The organism is Sorangium sp. So ce117, from assembly GCF_051524395.1.
Classification (GTDB): domain Bacteria; phylum Myxococcota_A; class Polyangia; order Polyangiales; family Polyangiaceae; genus Sorangium; species Sorangium cellulosum_B.
The window spans coordinates 7,628,699-7,646,073 of record NZ_CP150309.1 but is presented as its reverse complement, the minus strand read 5'-3'; the positions used below and the strand labels follow the sequence as shown (position 1 = coordinate 7,646,073).

The window sequence follows — 17,375 nt, the reverse complement described above, 5'->3', positions numbered from 1 at the left end:
TCACGTCCCGAGGCGCGTCTTCAGCTGCTGAATCGCGTCGGCGATCGCCTTGTCGTCGCGGAAGCAGCACGGATCGGTCCGCCTGCACCGCGCTCCGTGCAGCACCTGGAGCTCGAAGAGCATGCGCTCGTCCCCCTCGGCCGCGGCGCGGCCGAAGAGCGCCCGCTTGCCGCCGCAGCTGGCCCTGCGGAACGCGAAGAGGACGCGGAGCGCGGGGGTCGCGCGCGCCATCACGTCGGGCCGGGCCAGGATCTCGCTGGCGCGCCGGGCCGCCTTGGTGCCTCCGCGCGCGCGCACGAGGTCGAGCAGCACGTCCAGCCCGCCGCTGCCGAGCCGGTTCGTGAGCAGGTCGAAGACCTCGTCCGCCGCCGGGTTGTCCTCCTCGAACCCGATGCCCGCCACGGTGGAGAGCACCTCTTCGCGCAGGCCCCGGCTCAGGGCGAGCTCCGGATCGGCTTCGGCGAGGGTCAGCAGCGACCGCGCCCCGAGCACCCAGTTCCTTGTCGCCACCGCCCGGCTGAGCTGCGCGCGCGGGCTCGGGGCGCCGCGGGCCTCGTCCTCGGGCGCCGCGCTCGCCGACGCGGGAGGGGGCGGCGCTGCCGGCGCCGGCTCGACGGAGGCGATGGCGGGCGCCTCCGTGGTCGCCGCGGGCCGCCGGACGACGAGCCAGAGCGCGACGCCGATCGCGAGCGCCACCAGGGCCGAGAGCGCCGCCGCGAGGGGCACCCAGCGCGCCGAGGCCGTGGGCCGGCGGTGCGCGCGCGCGAGCAAGGTCGCCCGGGGCCCCGGCCAGGCAGACGGCGCCTGCTCCCTGGGCGCCCCCTTCGCAGCCTGCTCGGCGGCCCCGCCCGCCGCGTTGGCGCCCCCCGCCATGGCCTGACCCGCCGCGGTGCTCGCGCCAGGCGCAGTGCTCGCACCCGCCGCGGTGCTCGCGCCTGCTCCCGCCACGGCGCCCCCGCTCGCCGCGATGGTCCCGCCCGACGGGGCCTGCCCAGCCGCGGCGAGCCCGCCCCCTGCCGGCGCCGGCGGCGCCGCAGAACGAGCGAGCGCCGCGAGCCCCTCATCGAGCGCCGCGATGGCGTCGGCCGCCGTCTGGAAGCGGAACGACGGATCGTGCTCCATGAGCCGCATCACGGCCTGCTGGACTTCGTACGGCACCTCGAGATCCGGAGCGCGCGCGCGGAGGGCCGGCGGCCCTCCCGGCCCCTGCTGCTTGAGCCGCTCCACAACGTTCTTCGTGTCGAAGGGGTGCTGTCCGGTGAGCATCTCGTAGAGCACGAGCCCGAGCGCGTACAGATCCGCGCGCGCGTCCACCGCGTCCATCCCGCGCAGCGCCTCCGGCGCGAGGTACGCGAGCGTGCCGAAGACCTCGCCGGCGCTGGTCAGGGCGGGGCTCGGCGTCGACGTCTTGCGGCTCTGGCTGGACAGGAGATCGACGTTCACCTTCGCGAGCCCGAAATCGATGAGCCTGACCTGATCGTGCGCGTCGAGCAGGACGTTCTGGGGCTTCACGTCGCGGTGGACGATGCCCTTCTCGTGCGCCGCCGCGAGCGCCGACGCGATCTGACGCGCGATGCGGAGCGCCCGCGCCGGCGGGAGCCGTCCCCCCGAGATCGCCTCCTTGAGCGGCGTGCCCTCGACGTACTCGAGGATCAGGAAGAACGACGCGTCGTCCAGCTGACCGAAATCGATGGCGGCGACGACGTTCGGGTGCCGGATGTGCGCTCCCGCGACGGCCTCGCGCTCGAACCGCACCACGAGCTCCGGCATCCGCCGGGCGAGGGGCCGGAGCAGCTTGATCGCGACCTGCTTGCGGAGGTGCACCTGCTCGCCGCGGTAGACGGCGCCCATCCCGCCCTCCCCGATGAGCTCGTGGACGCGGTAGCGCCCCGAGATCAGGCTCCCGATCAGCGGGTCGCCGCCCGCGCTCCCGGCCGCCGCCGCCTCGATCGCCTCGATGTCCTCGGTGAGCGCCGAGCTCGAGAGCTCCTCCATGGGCTGCGCGGCCGGCGCGCCGAGCCTCGGGACCGTGAGGTCCTCGACCAAGGCCGAGCCGAGCGTCTCTTCGGATCGCGGCGTCTCCGGCATGCGGCGCAGGATATCAGGTCGGCCGGCGTCGCGGGGAAGCGGTGAGGAGGCGCTCTACGGGCGGGAGGGGCGCGGGGGCGCGCGACGCGGGCGTCCGCGAGCGCGCGAAATTCACAGGAGGAACGAGACTCCCAGCGAGAACGCGGGGTATCCGAGCCGCATCGTGAGCGTCACATTCTCCGTGAAGTGGAAGCGCCCGCCGACGAACAGGGCCGGTGAGACCCCGAAGACCCCGTTGCGGCCCACGTCGCCGAGATACAGCGACAGCCCCGGCTCGCCGAAGACCGACCACTTCCGGTGAAGCCAGAAGTTCCACTGCATCACGACCGAGCCGAACACGTAGTCCGAGGGCCCCCCGTACCGGTCGACCTCGGTGCAGACACGCGTGCCCGCGGGCCCGTTCTCGAAGCGGGTGCACTCGCCGCGGTAGTCCCCGTCCCCTCCGTAGTGGATGCCGTCAAGGCCAAAGCCGATCCCGACCGAGTCGTTGATCCGCTTGATGAAGCCGTCGGGCGCGATGTCGATGGTGACGCGCATCCCGGCGCCGAGGCCGTTCCCGGCGCCGGGGCCGCCGAGCGGCTCGAACGGCGTGAGGAGGAGGTGCGGCTCCAGCTCGACCTTGTAGTCGGGGCGATCGCCTGGGCGCTTGATCGTCATCTGCGCCTCGCCGACCTCGGTCCACCCGATCGTCAGCGCCGCGAACGAGAGCGCGGCGGCCATGAGGCGCGGCGCGCGAAGCTGCGATGTCATCGCTCTCTGCATCGGTCTCGGTCTCCTCAGCATCCGCCGCACGAGCGCGAGCCGTTCGGGCACATGACCGCAGCCTCGCCGCCGGGGCAGGTGACGCGGCACTCGCCGCCCACGTTGTCGCAGAACACCTCGCATGAGCCCCGGCACTCGACCTCGCAGGTCGCCACGTTCCGGCAGGTCACGACGCTGCCCGAGCCGACGCTGACGCCGCACCGGCTCGTGTCGTGGCACTCGTACCGGCAGTCGCGATCGCAGATGGCCCCGCACGCCGTGGTGTTATGGCACCGCAGATCGCAGTCGTCTCCGCAGGAAGCCGAGCACTCGTCGACGTCGAAGCACTCGAACGAGCACCCGTGCTCGCAGACGGCGCCGCAGCGATTCATCTGGAAGCAGCGCTGGTCGCAATCGTCACCGTCGCAGCCGAGGTAACACTCGTCACCCTGGGAGCACTCGCACGCCTCGCCCTCCACGCAGCCGCCGTTGTTCCAGCAGCTCGCCAGGCAGAGGCTCGCGAAGAGCGTCAAAAAAGTCAGTGCATAGAAGCGCATGGCCGGGGCAGCATACCCGAGCCTCCCGGAAATTGTCACGAAATCCGGGAAGGTACGCGCGAGGGTACGCGCGGAGGTACGCGCGGAGGTACGCCTGATGCCCGGCTCACCACCGTGTCCAGCGAGAGATTCTCCGCACCCGGGTATACCGCGTATTGTCGTTCGCGAGCCGGGCCTGATCCGCGATGTGCGTGCCGAGGTGGGGACCCCAGCCGCCGTCGTCGAGCGGCGCGTCCCCGTCCGCGCCGAGGTTGTATTCCCAGCACTGCGCGTAGTGCTGCGTGACGTTCAGGGCTGCGATGGCGCAGTTATTATCGGGGGCAGTGTCGCCGTCGTGATCGCCCGACGACCACCCCGAGAGGAAATGGGAGAAGAAGACGTCGGCGTCCCCGGAGACGTGCAGGGGGCGGAGGAGCTTCATGGTCGTCGTGTCGATGCCTTCGGCGGTCGCCCGCATGACCTCCGCGACGGTGCCCTTGATATCCGCGATCTCGTCGCGGTACTCCCGGCCGACGAGGTAGAGGGAGCCCCTGTAGAAGTTCCGCTCGAGCGCCGGCTCGCCCTTGGTCCCGAGCCGCTCGGCGTACGGGATGTCCCAGAACGACAGCGTCGTTCCCTCCGCCGAACCGACGCTGTTGTAGACGAGCGCCCACCCTCCTCCGTCCGTCTCCAGATCGCACACCACGGGGAACTCGGGATCTCCGCCGGCTCCGTCCAGATCGAGGGTGTACACGCCGCTCGGCAGGCCGCGGGGGACGTCGGCGCACCGGCGGTAGGCGCACCCCTTGTTGCTCGCGCCGTCGCAGTCCTCGTCCTCGGCGGTGTCGCAGCGCTCGGCGGCGGGCAGCACCTCTCCGGCGCACGGGCCGAACCCGTTCCCTTCCTCGTCGCAGATCTTCACGCCGGCGCGGCAGGCTCCGCGGTTCAACGTGGCGGGCAGGCCACCGTAACAGGCCTCCTGGCGACCGGGCTCGCACCCGCTCCCGCCGCTCGACGCAGAGCCGCCGCCGGCGCTCGAGGCCGAGCCGCCCTCGCCGGCGCTCCCGGCCGAGCCGCCGCCGGCGCTCGACGCCGAGGCGCTCCCGCCGCCTCCGGCGTCGTCGTCTCCGAACCTCCGCACCCTCGTCGAGCAGGCCGACACGGCGGTGAGCAGCGCGATGGCCGCGCAGCAGGCTCCTGCGACCGAACCTTGGCCGAGCGACATGCGACCTCCGGGGACACGAACACACACCACGCGGCCTTATACACCAGGCCCCCCGGCGCGCGCATCCGCCCCGCGCGCTCGGCCGCTTCGCCGCTGCGCGCCGGCACGTTTCCGACGCTTTTATTGGGCGAAGGCCCGTGGCGCGCCCTGGTCGCTTTGCAGCGCAAAGGCGATGGCGCTCTGGAGCGTGCTCTTGGTCAGGAGGCCCGCCAGGTCGAGCGAGAGCCCGACGAGCGTCTGCGCCACCGCTGGCCGGATGCCGGTCAGGATCGTCCTTGCGCCGAGCAGCTGCAGCGCCCTCGCGGTGTCGACGAGCCCGGCGGCGACCCGCGTGTCGATTTCCCTGAGCCCTGTCACGTCGAGGATGACCGCCTGAGCCTGGGTGGACTGGACTCCAGCGAGCGCGGCCGACATCACCTGATCGATCCGCTCCGAGTCCATCTGGCCCACGAGGGGCATGACCATGATGCGATCGGTGATCGGGATGAGCGGCGTCGACATCGCCTGCATCGTGTCGCGGAGCCGCGCGAGCGTCCGCTCGAGCTTGTCGAGCAGCTCCCTGTACGGCGTGACGTCGTGGGCGGTGCCATAGACGAGGCGGCGCGACGGCTCCTCCGCCGCGTCCAGGTGAGCGGTCCACGCGAGCCACTTGTACGAGCCGTCCTTGCACGCGTACCGGTTGTCGAACTTGATGGTCGTGTGGCCCTGGAAGAGCGCGGCGGCCTCGGCGAGCGTGGCCTCGCGGTCGTCGGGGTGGACGAACTCGATGAACGGCTTCGAGATCATCTCCGAGGGGGCCCAGCCGAGGGTGCGCTCCCAGGCCGGGTTGGCGTGGCGGAAGTACCCCTCTGCGTCCAGGGTCACGAGCAGGCCCACGGACACCCGGAACAGCTTCTCGTAGACCGTGGTCAGCTCCGTCGCCTGCGTGAGCTGCGCCACCCGCTCCCGGTCGCTCGTCAGGTCGAGCGCCGTGGCGACCATGAGGCGCTCGGAGGGCGCTTCGTCCATGTCCACCCGGGCGGTCCAGCCGAGCCAGCGGTACGAGCCGTCCTTGCACACATAACGGTTGTCGAACCGGCCGTTCGCGCGACCCTGGAAGAGCGCGGCGGCCTCGGCGAGCGTGGCCTCGCGGTCGTCGGGGTGGACGAGCTCGATGTAGGGCCTTCCCCTGAGCTCGTCGAGGGACCAGCCGAGGGCATGCTCCCAGGAAGAGCTCAGATCACGGAAGTAGCCACGCGCGTCCGCGGTGGCGAGGAGTCCTGACGAGACCTGGAAAAGTCGTTCATAGCTCAAGCCCATGTCGTCCCCCTCGCGGGCAGGCAGAGCGCGCCCGCCGTCGAGGCCGCCCGCCATCAGCGATTCTCCTGTCCGAACGCCGGCGAGCGCCTCGCGCGCCGCCTGGCCAGAGCGCGCACGCGCAATCCCCAGGCGGCGCGACGTCGACCTCACCGCGCGTCGAAGCCTGCTTGTCCACGAGAACGGCTTATGTGTCAAGGGTATCGGGAGCCTCGTTAGCGGGCGTGCTGGGCCGGCTGCGCCAGAAGGGACGCCCGGGTCGGGCGAACACGCGCGCGTTCGGAGGTCGCCACTGTCATGTCGCCGAGGTTGCCAGCCCACGATGAGGCGAGTACGGTCCGCGCCCAAAAGGAGTGGACCATGACCGTCTCTGCGATTTTCAACCCGGCGCGCTGGCGCGAGGTCGATGGGTTCTCGTTCGAGGATCTCACCTATCACCGCGCCGTGGACCAGGGCACCGTCCGCATCGCGTTCAACCGCCCCGAGGTCCGCAACGCGTTTCGTCCCCGCACCGTCGATGAGCTGTACACCGCGCTCGAGCACGCGCGCACGACCTCGGACGTGGGCTGTGTGCTGATCACCGGCAACGGGCCTTCTCCGAAGGACGGCGGCTGGGCGTTCTGCTCCGGCGGCGATCAGCGCATCCGCGGGAAGGACGGGTACAAATACGAGGGGGAGAGCGCGGGGCAGGCCGACCCGGCGCGGCTCGGCCGGCTCCACATCCTGGAGGTGCAGCGGCTCATCCGGTTCATGCCCAAGGTCGTCATCGCGGTGGTGCCCGGCTGGGCGGCGGGCGGCGGCCACAGCCTCCACGTGGTCTGCGACATGACGCTGGCGAGCCGCGAGCACGCGATGTTCAAGCAGACGGACCCGGACGTCGCGAGCTTCGACAGCGGGTATGGCTCGGCGCTGCTCGCGCGGCAGGTGGGGCAGAAGAAGGCGCGGGAGATCTTCTTCCTCGGGCTCGATTACACGGCGGAGCAGGCGGCGGCGATGGGGATGGTCAACGCCGTCGTCCCTCACGCGGAGCTCGAGGAGGAGGCGCTGCGGTGGGGCGCGATCATCAACTCGAAGAGCCCGACCGCGATGCGGATGCTCAAGTACGGCTTCAACCTGCCTGACGAGGGGCTCGTCGGACAGCAGCTCTTCGCCGGCGAGGCGACGCGGCTCGCCTACGGCACGGAGGAGGCGAAGGAGGGCCGAGACGCCTTCCTGGAGAAGCGCCGCCCGGACTTCACGCGTTATCCCTGGCACTATTGACGACCACGCGTCGCCCGCGCCACGCCCAGAGCGCACAATCGCGCTTGACACCGACATCGACTTCATCGATGGTGACGGCGCTGTAAGATTCCGTGTGTGCCGGCTGGCCACGCGGCTTCAACTTTACCTGGAGATACGCATCATGCTTTGTCTTTTGGCTGCAAAGTCGGCTCGTCGAGAGCGTTCTTGGCTGTGTTTGGGTGGGTCTCTTCTTCTGGCGCTCGCGGGCGGCCTCACCGCTGTTGGCTGCGGCGACGATAGCCCCTTGGACGGCGCGGGCGGCGCGGGGGCTTCCGGCGGCGCGGGTGGCGGGGGCGGCGATGGCGGCGCTGGCGGCGCGGGGGCTTCTGGCGGCGCGGGCGGCACGGGCGGCACGGGGGGCGAGGCGCCGATCGAGACGGTGCCGCCGTCGGGCACCGAGCTGATCCGCGTCAACCAGGTCGGGTACCTGCCGGCCGCCGCCAAGGTCGCCACGGTCGTCGCCGAGGCCGACAAGCCGCATGCGTGGGAGCTCGTCGATGCCGGCGGCACGGTGGTCGCCAGCGGGGCGACCCGCGTCGTGGGCGATGACGCGAGCTCCGGCGAGCACGTGCACACCATCGACTTCAGCGGCTTCACCACCCCCGGCGAGGGGTACACCCTCCGTGTCGGGGAGGTGTCGAGCCACCCGTTCGACGTGGGCGCGACCATCTACTCTCAGATGAAGTACGACGCGCTCGCGTACTTCTATCACAACCGCTCCGGCATCGAGATCCTGGAGCAGTATGTCGGCCCGGACCACGCGCGCCCGGCGGGGCACCTGCCGGACGAGGCCCCTTGCGGCGCGGATATCGGCTGCACGTACACGCTCGACGTCACCGGCGGGTGGTACGACGCCGGCGATCACGGCAAGTACGTGGTCAACGGCGGTATCTCCGCCTGGACGTTGCTGAACCAGTACGAGCGCTTCGTCGCGCTCGGGTCCACGGCGGACGACTTCGGCGACGGCAAGCTGAAGATCCCCGAGAACGCGAACCAGATCCCCGACCTCCTCGACGAGGCCCGGTGGGAGATCGAGTTCATGCTCGCGATGCAGGTGCCGGAAGGCCAGGCGACCGCGGGCATGGTGCACCACAAGATCCACGACCTGGAGTGGACCGGCCTGCCGCTGCCGCCGCACGAGGATCCGCAGCCGCGCTTCCTGCGCCCGGTCAGCACGGCGGCGACGCTCAACCTGGCCGCCACCGCGGCCCAGGCCGCGCGCATCTGGCGCGAGCTCGATCCCACGTTCTCGGCCCAGTGCCTCGAGGCCGCGACGCGGGCGTGGACCGCGGCGAAGGCGAACCCGAAGGTCGTGCCGGACGAGAGCGGCGTCGTGGGCGGCGGTGGCTACGGGGACGCCGAGCTGAGCGACGAGTTCTACTGGGCGGCCGCCGAGCTCTTCCTCACCACCGAGAACGCCACGTATCAGGCCGAGCTCGCTGCGTCGCCCTACAACGAGGAGCTCGGCGGCGTGGACGGCACGTTCAGCGCCATGACGTGGGGGCAGGTCGACGGGCTGGGCGCCATCTCGCTCGCCGTTGTCGAGGCCCAGCACGCCGCGGCGGAGCGTGAGGCGGCCCGGACGAAGCTCGTCGCCATCGCCGACAAGTACCTCGAGGTCATCGGGGCGGAGGGGTACCGGGTGCCCTTCAAGGCGAACGAGAGAGGGTATCCCTGGGGCTCCAACTCGTTCGTGCTCAACAACATGCTTGTCCTGGCGCTCGCCCACGACTTCACCGGCGAGCAAAAGTACTTCGACGGCGTCGCGTCGGGCGCGGATTACCTCCTCGGGCGCAACCCGATGGACAAGTCCTATGTCTCCGGCTACGGCGAGAAGCCGCTCGAGAACCCGCATCATCGCTTCTGGGCGCACCAGCTGGACGCGTCGTTCCCGTCCGCTCCTCCCGGCGCGGTCTCCGGTGGGCCGAACTCCGGGCTGGAGGATCCGGTGGCGAAAGAGGCGCTCGACGCGACGGAGGACCGCGCGAAGTGCGTCCCGCAGAAGTGCTACATCGACCACATCGAGGCGTGGTCGGCGAACGAGATCACGATCAACTGGAACAGCCCGTTCGCGTGGACGGTGGCCTGGCTGGACGAGAAGGCCAAGGCGAGCGCCCAGTGACCCGGAGCGCGGCGGTGAGGCACGCTGACTGAAGGTGGGGGCTTTTGAGCCGCCACGGCGCCAAGGACGCCAAGAAAACCAATAATATTGGCGTCTTGTGGCGTCTTATGGCGCCTTGGCGGTTCCTTCATCCCGGCAGGGCGGGGGAGTTCCCCGCCGCCCGGAGCGCTGCGCTGCGCTACGCCGCGCCACGCTCGGTACGCGATTGGCCGCGACAACCGTCCAGGTTCTGCTAGGTTGCGCGGCTTTCATGAATCCAGACTCATCGCTCGACGCCTTGCCCGCGCCGCTCGCGGGCGCCCTCGCCCGCCGCGGTTTCACCTCCCTCACCTCCGTCCAACAGGCTGTCCTCGCCCCTGAGCTCGCCGGGCGGGACCTTCGTGTCTCGTCGCAGACCGGCTCCGGAAAGACCGTGGCCATCGGCCTCGCGCTCGCCCCCCGCCTCGAGCGCGCGCTCGCCGACCGCGCCGCCGCGGCCGCGGCCGACGGCGCGCCGCGCACCGTGGCGGCTCCGGCCGCGGTGATCATCGCGCCGACGCGCGAGCTCGCCGCGCAGATCGCCGGCGAGCTCAGCTGGCTGCTCGCGCCCCTCGGCGCGCGCGTCGCGTGCGTCACCGGCGGCACCAGCTTCGGCGCCGAGGCGCGCTCGCTGCGGCGCGACCCCCTTGTCATCGCCGGGACGCCCGGCCGCCTGCTCGATCATCTGGAGCGCGGGACCCTCGACCCCCGCGGCGTCCTCTCCCTCGTGCTCGACGAGGCGGACCAGATGCTCGACCTCGGCTTCCGCGACGACCTCGAGGCGATCGTCGGCAAGATGCCCCAGGAGCGCCAGACCCACCTCGTGTCGGCCACCTTCTCCCGCGAGGTCCGCGCGCTCGCCGATCGCTTCCAGCGCGACGCGGTGAGCGTCGAGGGCACGCGCCCCGGCGCCGCGAACGGCGACATCGCCCACGTCGCCCACCTCGTGCTGCCGGCCGAGCGCGACGCGGCGGTCGTGAACCTGCTGCTCCTCGCGCCCGGCGAGCGCACGCTCGTCTTCGTGCGCACCCGCGAGGGCGCCGCCGAGCTCGCCGACAAGCTCACCGCGCTCGGCCTGCCCGCGCGCGCCCTGAGCGGCGACCTCGAGCAGCGCGAGCGGACCCGCACGCTCGACGCGTTTCGCTCGGGCGCCGTCACGACCCTCGTCGCGACCGACGTGGCCGCGCGCGGCATCGACGTCCCCGAGGTCGGGCGCGTCATCCACGCCGATCCCCCGGGCGATCCCGAGATCTTCACGCACCGGAGCGGCCGCACCGGCCGGGCGGGCCGCAAGGGGACGAGCGTGCTGCTCGTCGCGCCGTTCGCGCGAGAGCACGCGCTGAGGTTGCTCCGGCGCGCGCGCGTCGAGGCCACGTTCCGGCCGGCGCCGTCGCCGGACGACGTGCTCCGCGCCGCCGACGAGCGGCTCGCCGCCGAGCTCGCCCCGGCGCGCCGGGAGGGCGCGGCTGCGGGCGACGTGGTCGCGGGCGATGCCGTCGCGGTCGACGCGGTCGATGCGGCCGCGGTCGACGCGAACGTGCGCGCCCCGCGCGAGGCGTCCGGCTCAGCGCCCGAGGCGCGGCACAGGGAGCTCGCCGCCCGCCTGCTCGCGGACATGGACGCGACCGAGCTCGTCGCGGCCCTCCTCGCGCGGGCGAAGCACACCGGCCCCTGCGCTCCGCAGCCCGTCACCGCCGTCGCGCCGCCCCGCTCCGAGCCGCATCCGTCGCGCGCCCGGTCCGCTGCGCCGCCCTGGTCCGGGGCGCCGTCGCGCGGCCGGCCGTCGGCGCCGCCCTGGTCCGGGGCGCCCTCGCGCGCCCGGTCCGCTGCGCCGCCCTGGTCCGAGGCGCCGCCGCGCGCTCGCCCCGCCGCTCGTCAAGGCAACGGGGAGCAGGCCCCGCGCCTCCCCTTCGTGCCCTTCCAGGTCAACTGGGGGGAGCGCCACGGCGCCGACCCCCGGCGCCTGCTCGCGCTCGTGTGCCGCCGCGGCGGCGTGTCGAGCCAGCAGATCGGCGCGATCCGCATCGGCTCCACCGCGTCCGTCGTCGAGGTGGCCTCCCCGGCCGCGCCCGAGTTCGCGCGCGCGGTCAACCAGCCCGACGCGCGTGACGCGCGGATCCGCATCGTCCGCGCGAGCTCGATGCGCGTCGAGTAGCGCCTGTCCTGGCGCGGCGGACCGAGGCAGACGGCTGAGATCGCTCGCAACGGCAGGGGTTTCCTGATTTCTCGGAGACCTCGGGTGTTGTACAACGGCCGGGTGAACCGAAGCCCGAACAACAAGCCACCCCTACGCCGCCTCGCGAGCCCGGCCGCGGTGCTCGCTGCAGTGCTCGGTCTTGCGCTCGCCGCGTGCGGCGGCACCGTGCCTCCGCCGAACGACCAGCTCGCCTCGTCCCAGGCCGCCATCCGCGCGGCCGACGAGATGGGCGCCGGGTCCGACCCGCAGGCCACCCTCCACCTGAAGCTCGCGCGCGAGCAGCTCGAGAAGGCCAAGCAGCAGATGCAGGCCGAGGACAACGAGTCCGCCACGCGCCTCCTCCAGCGCGCCGAGGCCGACGCCGAGCTCGCGCTGGCGCTCGCGAAGGCGCGCTCCACGCAGGCCGAGGCGCAGGAGGCGCTGAAGCAGGTCGAGAAAATGAAGCAGGCGGGGGTCAAGTGAAGCGAGAGGTGATGGTGATGGCATCTCTGGTGAAGAACCCGTCCTGGCCTGCCCGGTCTCTCGCCCTGTGCGCCGCGCTCTACGCGGCGTCGGGGTGCGGCGCGGCGGTCCCGCCGAAGGAGCTCGTCGACGCCCGCGCGAGCTACAGGCGCGCGGCGGAAGGCGCCGCCTCGCGCCTCGCGCCCGCCCAGCTCGACACGGCGAAGCAGGCGCTCTCCCGCGCCGAGGGGGCGTTCGGCGAGGAGCCCGAGGCCCCGCAGACGCGCGATCTCGCGTACATCGCCGACCGCAAGGCCCAGGAGGCCGAGGCGGCGGCGGCAATGCTGCAGGCGCAGCGCGACAAGGCCGCGGCCGAGGACGCCTTCAAGGACCTCTCGCAGCAGCAGCTCGCCAGCGCGAGGGAGGCGCTGCACAGCGGCCAGCAGCAGATCGAGCGGGAGCGGCACGCGCGCGCCCAGGCCGAGACCGCGCAGCAGCAGGCCGAGAGCGCGCGGCTGCAGGCCGAGAGCGCGCGCACCGCGGCCGAGAAGGGCCGCCAGGAGGCCGAGGCGGCGCGGCGGGAGGCCGAGCGCGTCGCGAACGCGGCGCTCGCGAGCCTCAAGGAGATCGCCGCGGTGAAGGAGGAGAAGCGCGGCGTGGTCATCACGCTCTCCGGCGCGGTGCTCTTCGCCTCGGGCAAGTCCGAGCTCCTGCCGATCGCCAAGGAGAAGCTCAGCCAGGTCGCGGCCACGCTGAAGGACCAGGGGTCGCCGCCCATCAGGATCGAGGGGCACACCGACTCGACCGGCTCCGCCCAGGCGAACCGCAAGCTCTCGCTGGAGCGCGCCGACTCCGTGAAGGCCCACCTCATCACGGCGGGGCTGCCCGGGGACAAGATCGCGACCGTCGGCCACGGGCCGGACCGCCCCGTGGCGGAGAACACGAGCACCGAGGGCCGGGCCAACAACCGGCGCGTCGAGATCATCGTCAATCCCACCACCCAGCAGTAGAAGCGCCTGCCCCACGTTGTGTCGGGGGCGCCGGCGGTGATAAGCACGGCGCGTGATCGGACGCTTTTTCCGCCGGATCTGGCAGGAGTACGTCATCGACCTGCGCGATCGGCTCGACGCCGAGGCGGCGCAGCACCGGGCCACCACGCCCGCGGGGGAGGTCACCCGCCGGATGGTGTGCGTGTTCCTCACCGTCATCGGGGTGCTCATCTTCGTCCGGTTCGCGGGCAACGAGAACGACACGCGCTGGATGGTCGATGGCCTGCGCGCCGTGGGCCTCGACGGCGCCGCGGCGAGGCTCCACGACGCGCTGAACACGTCGCCGGATCGCCGCTTTCACCAGCGGATCGTCTGGGCGCTCGGCCGCCTCGTCGGTTATCTGATACCGACCCTCGTCGTCGCGAAGCTCGTGCTGCGGGCGCCGATCCGGAGCTTCGGCCTGCGCGTCCGCGGGACGGCGCGGCACCTGCCCGTCTATGGCTTCCTCTTCGTCGTCATGGCGCCGTTCCTCTTCGCCGCGTCGCTCTCGCCGGCCTTCCAGGCGAAGTATCCCTATTACAAGCTCGCGCCGGGCGAGGGCCCGTGGCCCTGGCTCTGGGCGTGGGAGGCGCTCTATGCCGCGCAGTTCGTTGCGCTCGAGTTCTTCTACCGCGGCTTCTTCCTCCACGGGATCCGCCGCGCGCTCGGCTACTCGTCGATCTTCGCCATGATGGTGCCTTACGCGATGATCCATTTCGGCAAGCCGCTGCCCGAGGCGCTCGGCTCGGTGCTCGCCGGGTTCATCCTCGGCACGGTGAGCCTGAAGAGCGACTCCATCTGGGGCGGCTGCGCCATCCACATCGTCGTCGCGACGTCGATGGACCTGCTCTCCTTGTGGCATCAAGGGCGCCTATGACGACGCGCGGCCGCCGCCTCGCCGCGTAGAGCAGGCGTCTCGCGGCCGGCTGCGCTGCGTGCTCCTCGCACGAACTTCATTTCCCGCCGGGAAGGACCGCGATATGCCTCCTGCGACGACGATGGGGCGAAGGTCGCGACGCGCGCTTCTTCTCGCGATGAGCGGCGTCCGGGTCAAGGACGAGGAGCTCGCGCGCCTGGGGCTGACGCTGCCCGGCTTCGTCGAGCGCAGCGAGGTCATCGCGTCGCTGCCGAGCCTGGGGCTGCTCACGATCGCCGCGCACACGCCCGAGGGCTGGGAGGTGGAATACCGCGAGCTCGACGCCATCGCCGACGCGGACGTCGCGCGCATCGTGGACGGCCGGTACGATGTCGTCGCCATCTCGTCGCTCGCGGCGCGCGCGCTCGACGCCTACGCGCTCGCCGACCGGCTGCGCGCCGAGGGCGTCACCGTGGTCCTCGGCGGCCTGCACGCCTCCGCGCTCCCCGACGAGGCGGCGCAGCACGCCGATTCGGTCATCCAGGGCGAGGGGGAGCTGCTCTGGCCGGCGCTGCTCCACGAGCTCGACGAGGGCCGGCTGCGGCCGCTGTACAGCGCCCGGAGCGGCGCGTGGCCCGCGTTTCCGATCGAGGGCGCCCGGGTGCCGCGTTATGACTTGCTCGACGTCGCCCGGTACAATCGGTTCACGCTCCAGACCACGCGCGGCTGCCCGCTCGCCTGCACTTTCTGCGCCGCCTCGCGGCTCATCAGCCCCTACAAGCGCAAGCCCATCCCGCTCATCCGCCGTGAGCTCGACGCCATCATCGAGGCGTGGCCGCAGCCGTTCCTCGAGCTCGCCGACGACAACACGTTCGTGCAGAAGCCCTGGGCGCGGGAGCTCGCGCGGCTCTTCGTCGAGTTCAACGCGGGGCGAGCGCGCCCGATCGCGTGGTTCACCGAGACGGACATCTCGGTCGCCGACGATCCGGAGCTCCTCGATCTGCTCGCCGAGTCCAACTGCGCCGAGCTGCTCATCGGCCTCGAGTCGGTCAATCCGAGCGCGCTCCGGGCCGCGGAGCCGCGGGGGTTCAAGGCCGCGGAGCGGGCCCGCTACGTCGAGTCGGTCGGCCGCATCCAGGAGCGTGGGATCCCGGTGAACGGCTGCTTCGTGCTCGGGTTCGACGAGGACGATGAAGGCGTCTTCGAGCGCACGCTCGCGTTCGCCCGGGAGTGCGATCTCGCCGAGGTGCAGATCACGGTGCTCACGCCGTTCCCGGGGACCGCGCTCCACCGCGCGCTCGAGGTGCAGGGGCGGCTGCTCCGCCCCGTGTTCTGGGACGCGTGCACGCTGTTCGACGTGACCTTCAGGCCAGCGCGCATGAGCGTGGAGGCGCTAGAGCGAGGGTTCCGCTGGCTGATGAGCGAGCTTTACAGTCCGGGGGAGACCGCGCGCCGGCGCAGCCGGTTTCGCCGCGCCACACGCGCCCGCAGGGGACGGCATGCGCGATCCTGATCGACCGTCGTTCGCCTGCGCCGCGGGGCGGCTGCTCACCTTCCGGCTCTCGCCCGACGACCTCGCGCGCCTCGACGGGCGGCACCTCGCGCTCGGCCTGGCCTGCACCTGGCTCGTCGGCGTCGGGCGGTTCTGGGACGATCCGGTCGCCGGCGCCTGGCGCAAGACGGGCCTTGGCTCGGTCGTCTATGCCATCGTCCTGAGCGCGTTTCTCTGGATCGTCGTGGCGCCGCTCCGGCGCCCGGGTGAGCTGCGGCTCTCGTACGCGAAGCTCCTGACCGTCATCACGATGACGGCGCCCCCGGCGGCGCTCTATGCGATCCCGGTCGAGCGCTTCACCTCCATGCCCGTGGCCATCCAGATCAACCTCGGGTTTCTTTCGGTCGTCGCTGGCTGGCGCGTCGCGCTGCTCGTTCACTATCTCCGGCGCGGCGTGGGGTTGCGCTGGCCCGCGGTGATCACCGCGACGCTCCTGCCCCTCGCGCTGATCGTGACAGGACTCACGTATTTCAACCTGGCCACCGGCGTGATCGAGATCATGGGAGGGCTGCGCGATCGCGCCAAGAGCCCGGACGACGGCGTCAACGGCGTGCTCCTGGCGCTCGCGCTGCTCTCGCACCTCGCGGTGGGTCCGCTCCTTGTCGTCTACGGGGTGCTCGTCGTGAAGGCGCGGTGGTGGCGCGGCGGAGCGGGCCGCCGGAATCGCTGACCCGATCCACGAGACAGGGGACGCGCGGGTCCTGCTCTCCCTCCCTGGGGGCGGTCAGGCCAGGGTCCTGCCGCCGTTCACGGACAGCTTCTGGCCCGTGATGAACTCGGCGGCGTCGGACGCGAGGAAGGCGACGGCCTCGGCGATGTCGTCCGGCGTGCCCATGCGCCGGAGTGGGTTGCTCGCCCGGTAGGCCTCGATGGCCTCGGCGCTCGCGCCCTCCTGGATGTGGCGCTCGACGACGACCCAGCCGGGGGACACCTGGTTGACGGTGATCCCGTGCGGGCCGAGCTCCATCGCCCAGGAGCGCGTGAGGCCGAGCTGCGCGCCCTTCGCCGAGACGTAGCTGGAGAACTCGGGGACGCCCTGCTCGAAGACCTCGGACCCGATGTTGATGATCCGCCCTGACCGGCGCTCCTTCATCCCCGGGACCACCGCCTTCGCGAGGAGGAGCGGGCTCTTCACGAAGAACTCGAGCTGGTCGAGGCAGTGCTTCCAGGTCAGGTCCTCCAGCTTGACGAACGGCTGCGGGCCCGTCGCGTTGATCACGAGCACCTCGACGGGGCCGAGGCGGGCCTGCACCTCGCCCACGAGGCGGGCGACGTCCTGCTCGTCGCGCACGTCAGCCCGGAACGCCTCGGCCTCGCCGCCGCCCTGGCGGATGTCCTCGACCACGCGCGCCGCCTGCTCGCCGCTGCCGAAGTAGTTGACCGCCACCCGCGCGCCCGAGGCCGCGAGCTTGCGGGCGATGGCCGCCCCGAGGCCGCGGGAAGCGCCGGTGACCAGGGCGACTCGTTTGGATAGTTGGTGCGCCATTCAGGCTTCTCCAGGAGATGGGTGACCGCGGTTCGCTCGCCGCCGCGAAGGAGAGCGGCCGCACAGGCGCGCCTCCAGGGGCCTCCCTGCCGCGCGGGCGCGGACCGCTCGCCGCGCGGCAGAGGGCCGACAGCGGGTCGAGATCGACCACCCCCAGCTGTAAACGAGCAGGATCCAGCAATACAAGATTTTTCCGCGCAGGCACTTGAGCATGGGTCTTTCCAGCAGCACAGTTGAAGTTTTTCAATTCAATCCGCTGCTGGGCCCACCGAGGATGGTACGCTGGGCCACATGAACAAGCGCGCGATCCGGCAAGCCTTGCGGCTCCTGGTGATGCTCGCCATGGGGCCTGTGTTCTGTGCGGCCGTCGGGATCACGGTGATCCACGCGTGGCTCGACGTGCGGCGCAGGCCGCCGGGGCGGCGTCCTTTCGCGCGCGGCGGGGTGCGGCATCGCCGCCTGCGCCTGCGCGAGCAGGCGCCGCTGTGATCGGCGCGGCGCCTGCTCT

15 protein-coding genes are annotated in these 17,375 nt (G+C 71.9%); 9 read left to right on the top strand and 6 right to left on the bottom strand.

The genetic code is table 11. The features are described 5' to 3' along the window. The 5 genes from WMF46_RS28535 to WMF46_RS28515 form a co-directional block, all read right to left on the bottom strand. Positions 1 to 2,088, bottom strand: coding sequence for a protein kinase domain-containing protein (locus WMF46_RS28535; RefSeq protein WP_437980087.1), 2,088 nt, complete (start codon positions 2,086 to 2,088; stop codon positions 1 to 3). Positions 2,089 to 2,199: 111 nt separating this feature from the next. Next, positions 2,200 to 2,838 carry a hypothetical protein gene (locus tag WMF46_RS28530; protein ID WP_437980086.1) on the bottom strand — a complete coding sequence of 213 codons (639 nt, stop codon included), beginning with the start codon at positions 2,836 to 2,838 and terminating at the stop codon, positions 2,200 to 2,202. A gap of 26 nt (positions 2,839 to 2,864) precedes the next feature. Then, positions 2,865 to 3,386 (bottom strand): hypothetical protein, encoded by a 522-nt coding sequence (locus WMF46_RS28525; protein WP_437980085.1) that lies wholly within the window; start codon positions 3,384 to 3,386, stop codon positions 2,865 to 2,867. A 106-nt stretch (positions 3,387 to 3,492) separates the two neighbouring features. Beyond that, the gene (locus tag WMF46_RS28520) at positions 3,493 to 4,590 is read right to left on the bottom strand and encodes a fibrinogen-like YCDxxxxGGGW domain-containing protein (protein WP_437980084.1); all 1,098 of its coding nucleotides are present in this window, start codon (positions 4,588 to 4,590) and stop codon (positions 3,493 to 3,495) included. A gap of 120 nt (positions 4,591 to 4,710) precedes the next feature. Further along, positions 4,711 to 5,943, bottom strand: a complete 1,233-nt coding sequence (locus WMF46_RS28515; protein WP_437980083.1) for a PAS domain-containing protein — start codon at positions 5,941 to 5,943, stop codon at positions 4,711 to 4,713. 303 nt (positions 5,944 to 6,246) lie between these two features. Between WMF46_RS28515 and WMF46_RS28510 the strand changes: the two genes are divergently transcribed. From WMF46_RS28510 to WMF46_RS28475, 8 genes are all read left to right on the top strand, one after another. Then, positions 6,247 to 7,146, top strand: coding sequence for a 1,4-dihydroxy-2-naphthoyl-CoA synthase (locus WMF46_RS28510; RefSeq protein ID WP_012237941.1), 900 nt, complete (start codon positions 6,247 to 6,249; stop codon positions 7,144 to 7,146). A gap of 265 nt (positions 7,147 to 7,411) precedes the next feature. Next, positions 7,412 to 9,289 carry a glycoside hydrolase family 9 protein gene (locus WMF46_RS28505; protein WP_437980082.1) on the top strand — a complete coding sequence of 626 codons (1,878 nt, stop codon included), beginning with the start codon at positions 7,412 to 7,414 and terminating at the stop codon, positions 9,287 to 9,289. A 250-nt stretch (positions 9,290 to 9,539) separates the two neighbouring features. Beyond that, positions 9,540 to 11,462: a DEAD/DEAH box helicase gene (locus WMF46_RS28500; RefSeq protein ID WP_437980081.1), complete on the top strand. Its 1,923-nt coding sequence runs from the start codon at positions 9,540 to 9,542 to the stop codon at positions 11,460 to 11,462. Positions 11,463 to 11,564: 102 nt separating this feature from the next. Continuing rightward, a complete protein-coding gene (locus tag WMF46_RS28495) occupies positions 11,565 to 11,966 on the top strand; it encodes a DUF4398 domain-containing protein (protein ID WP_437739762.1) in 402 nt (133 codons plus the stop codon). Positions 11,967 to 11,983: 17 nt separating this feature from the next. Further along, entirely contained in the window at positions 11,984 to 12,955 is a 972-nt protein-coding gene (locus WMF46_RS28490) for an OmpA family protein (protein WP_437980080.1), read from the top strand. Positions 12,956 to 13,007: 52 nt separating this feature from the next. Further along, a complete protein-coding gene (locus tag WMF46_RS28485) occupies positions 13,008 to 13,850 on the top strand; it encodes a CPBP family glutamic-type intramembrane protease (RefSeq protein ID WP_437980079.1) in 843 nt (280 codons plus the stop codon). 157 nt (positions 13,851 to 14,007) lie between these two features. Then, entirely contained in the window at positions 14,008 to 15,342 is a 1,335-nt protein-coding gene (locus WMF46_RS28480) for a B12-binding domain-containing radical SAM protein (protein WP_437980078.1), read from the top strand. After that, complete coding sequence (locus WMF46_RS28475) at positions 15,329 to 16,051, top strand: hypothetical protein (protein WP_437980077.1); 723 nt, start codon at positions 15,329 to 15,331, stop codon at positions 16,049 to 16,051. The genes WMF46_RS28480 and WMF46_RS28475 overlap by 14 nt, the downstream gene beginning before the upstream one ends. Before the next feature lie 54 nt (positions 16,052 to 16,105). On the opposite strand, the gene WMF46_RS28470 is transcribed toward WMF46_RS28475, so the two are convergent. Next, on the bottom strand, positions 16,106 to 16,867 hold the full coding sequence (locus WMF46_RS28470) for an SDR family oxidoreductase (protein WP_437980076.1): 762 nt from the start codon (positions 16,865 to 16,867) through the stop codon (positions 16,106 to 16,108). A gap of 291 nt (positions 16,868 to 17,158) precedes the next feature. On the opposite strand from WMF46_RS28470, the gene WMF46_RS28465 reads away from it, so the two are divergent. Beyond that, the gene (locus WMF46_RS28465; protein ID WP_437542073.1) at positions 17,159 to 17,356 is read left to right on the top strand and encodes a hypothetical protein; all 198 of its coding nucleotides are present in this window, start codon (positions 17,159 to 17,161) and stop codon (positions 17,354 to 17,356) included. Positions 17,357 to 17,375 lie beyond the last annotated feature (19 nt).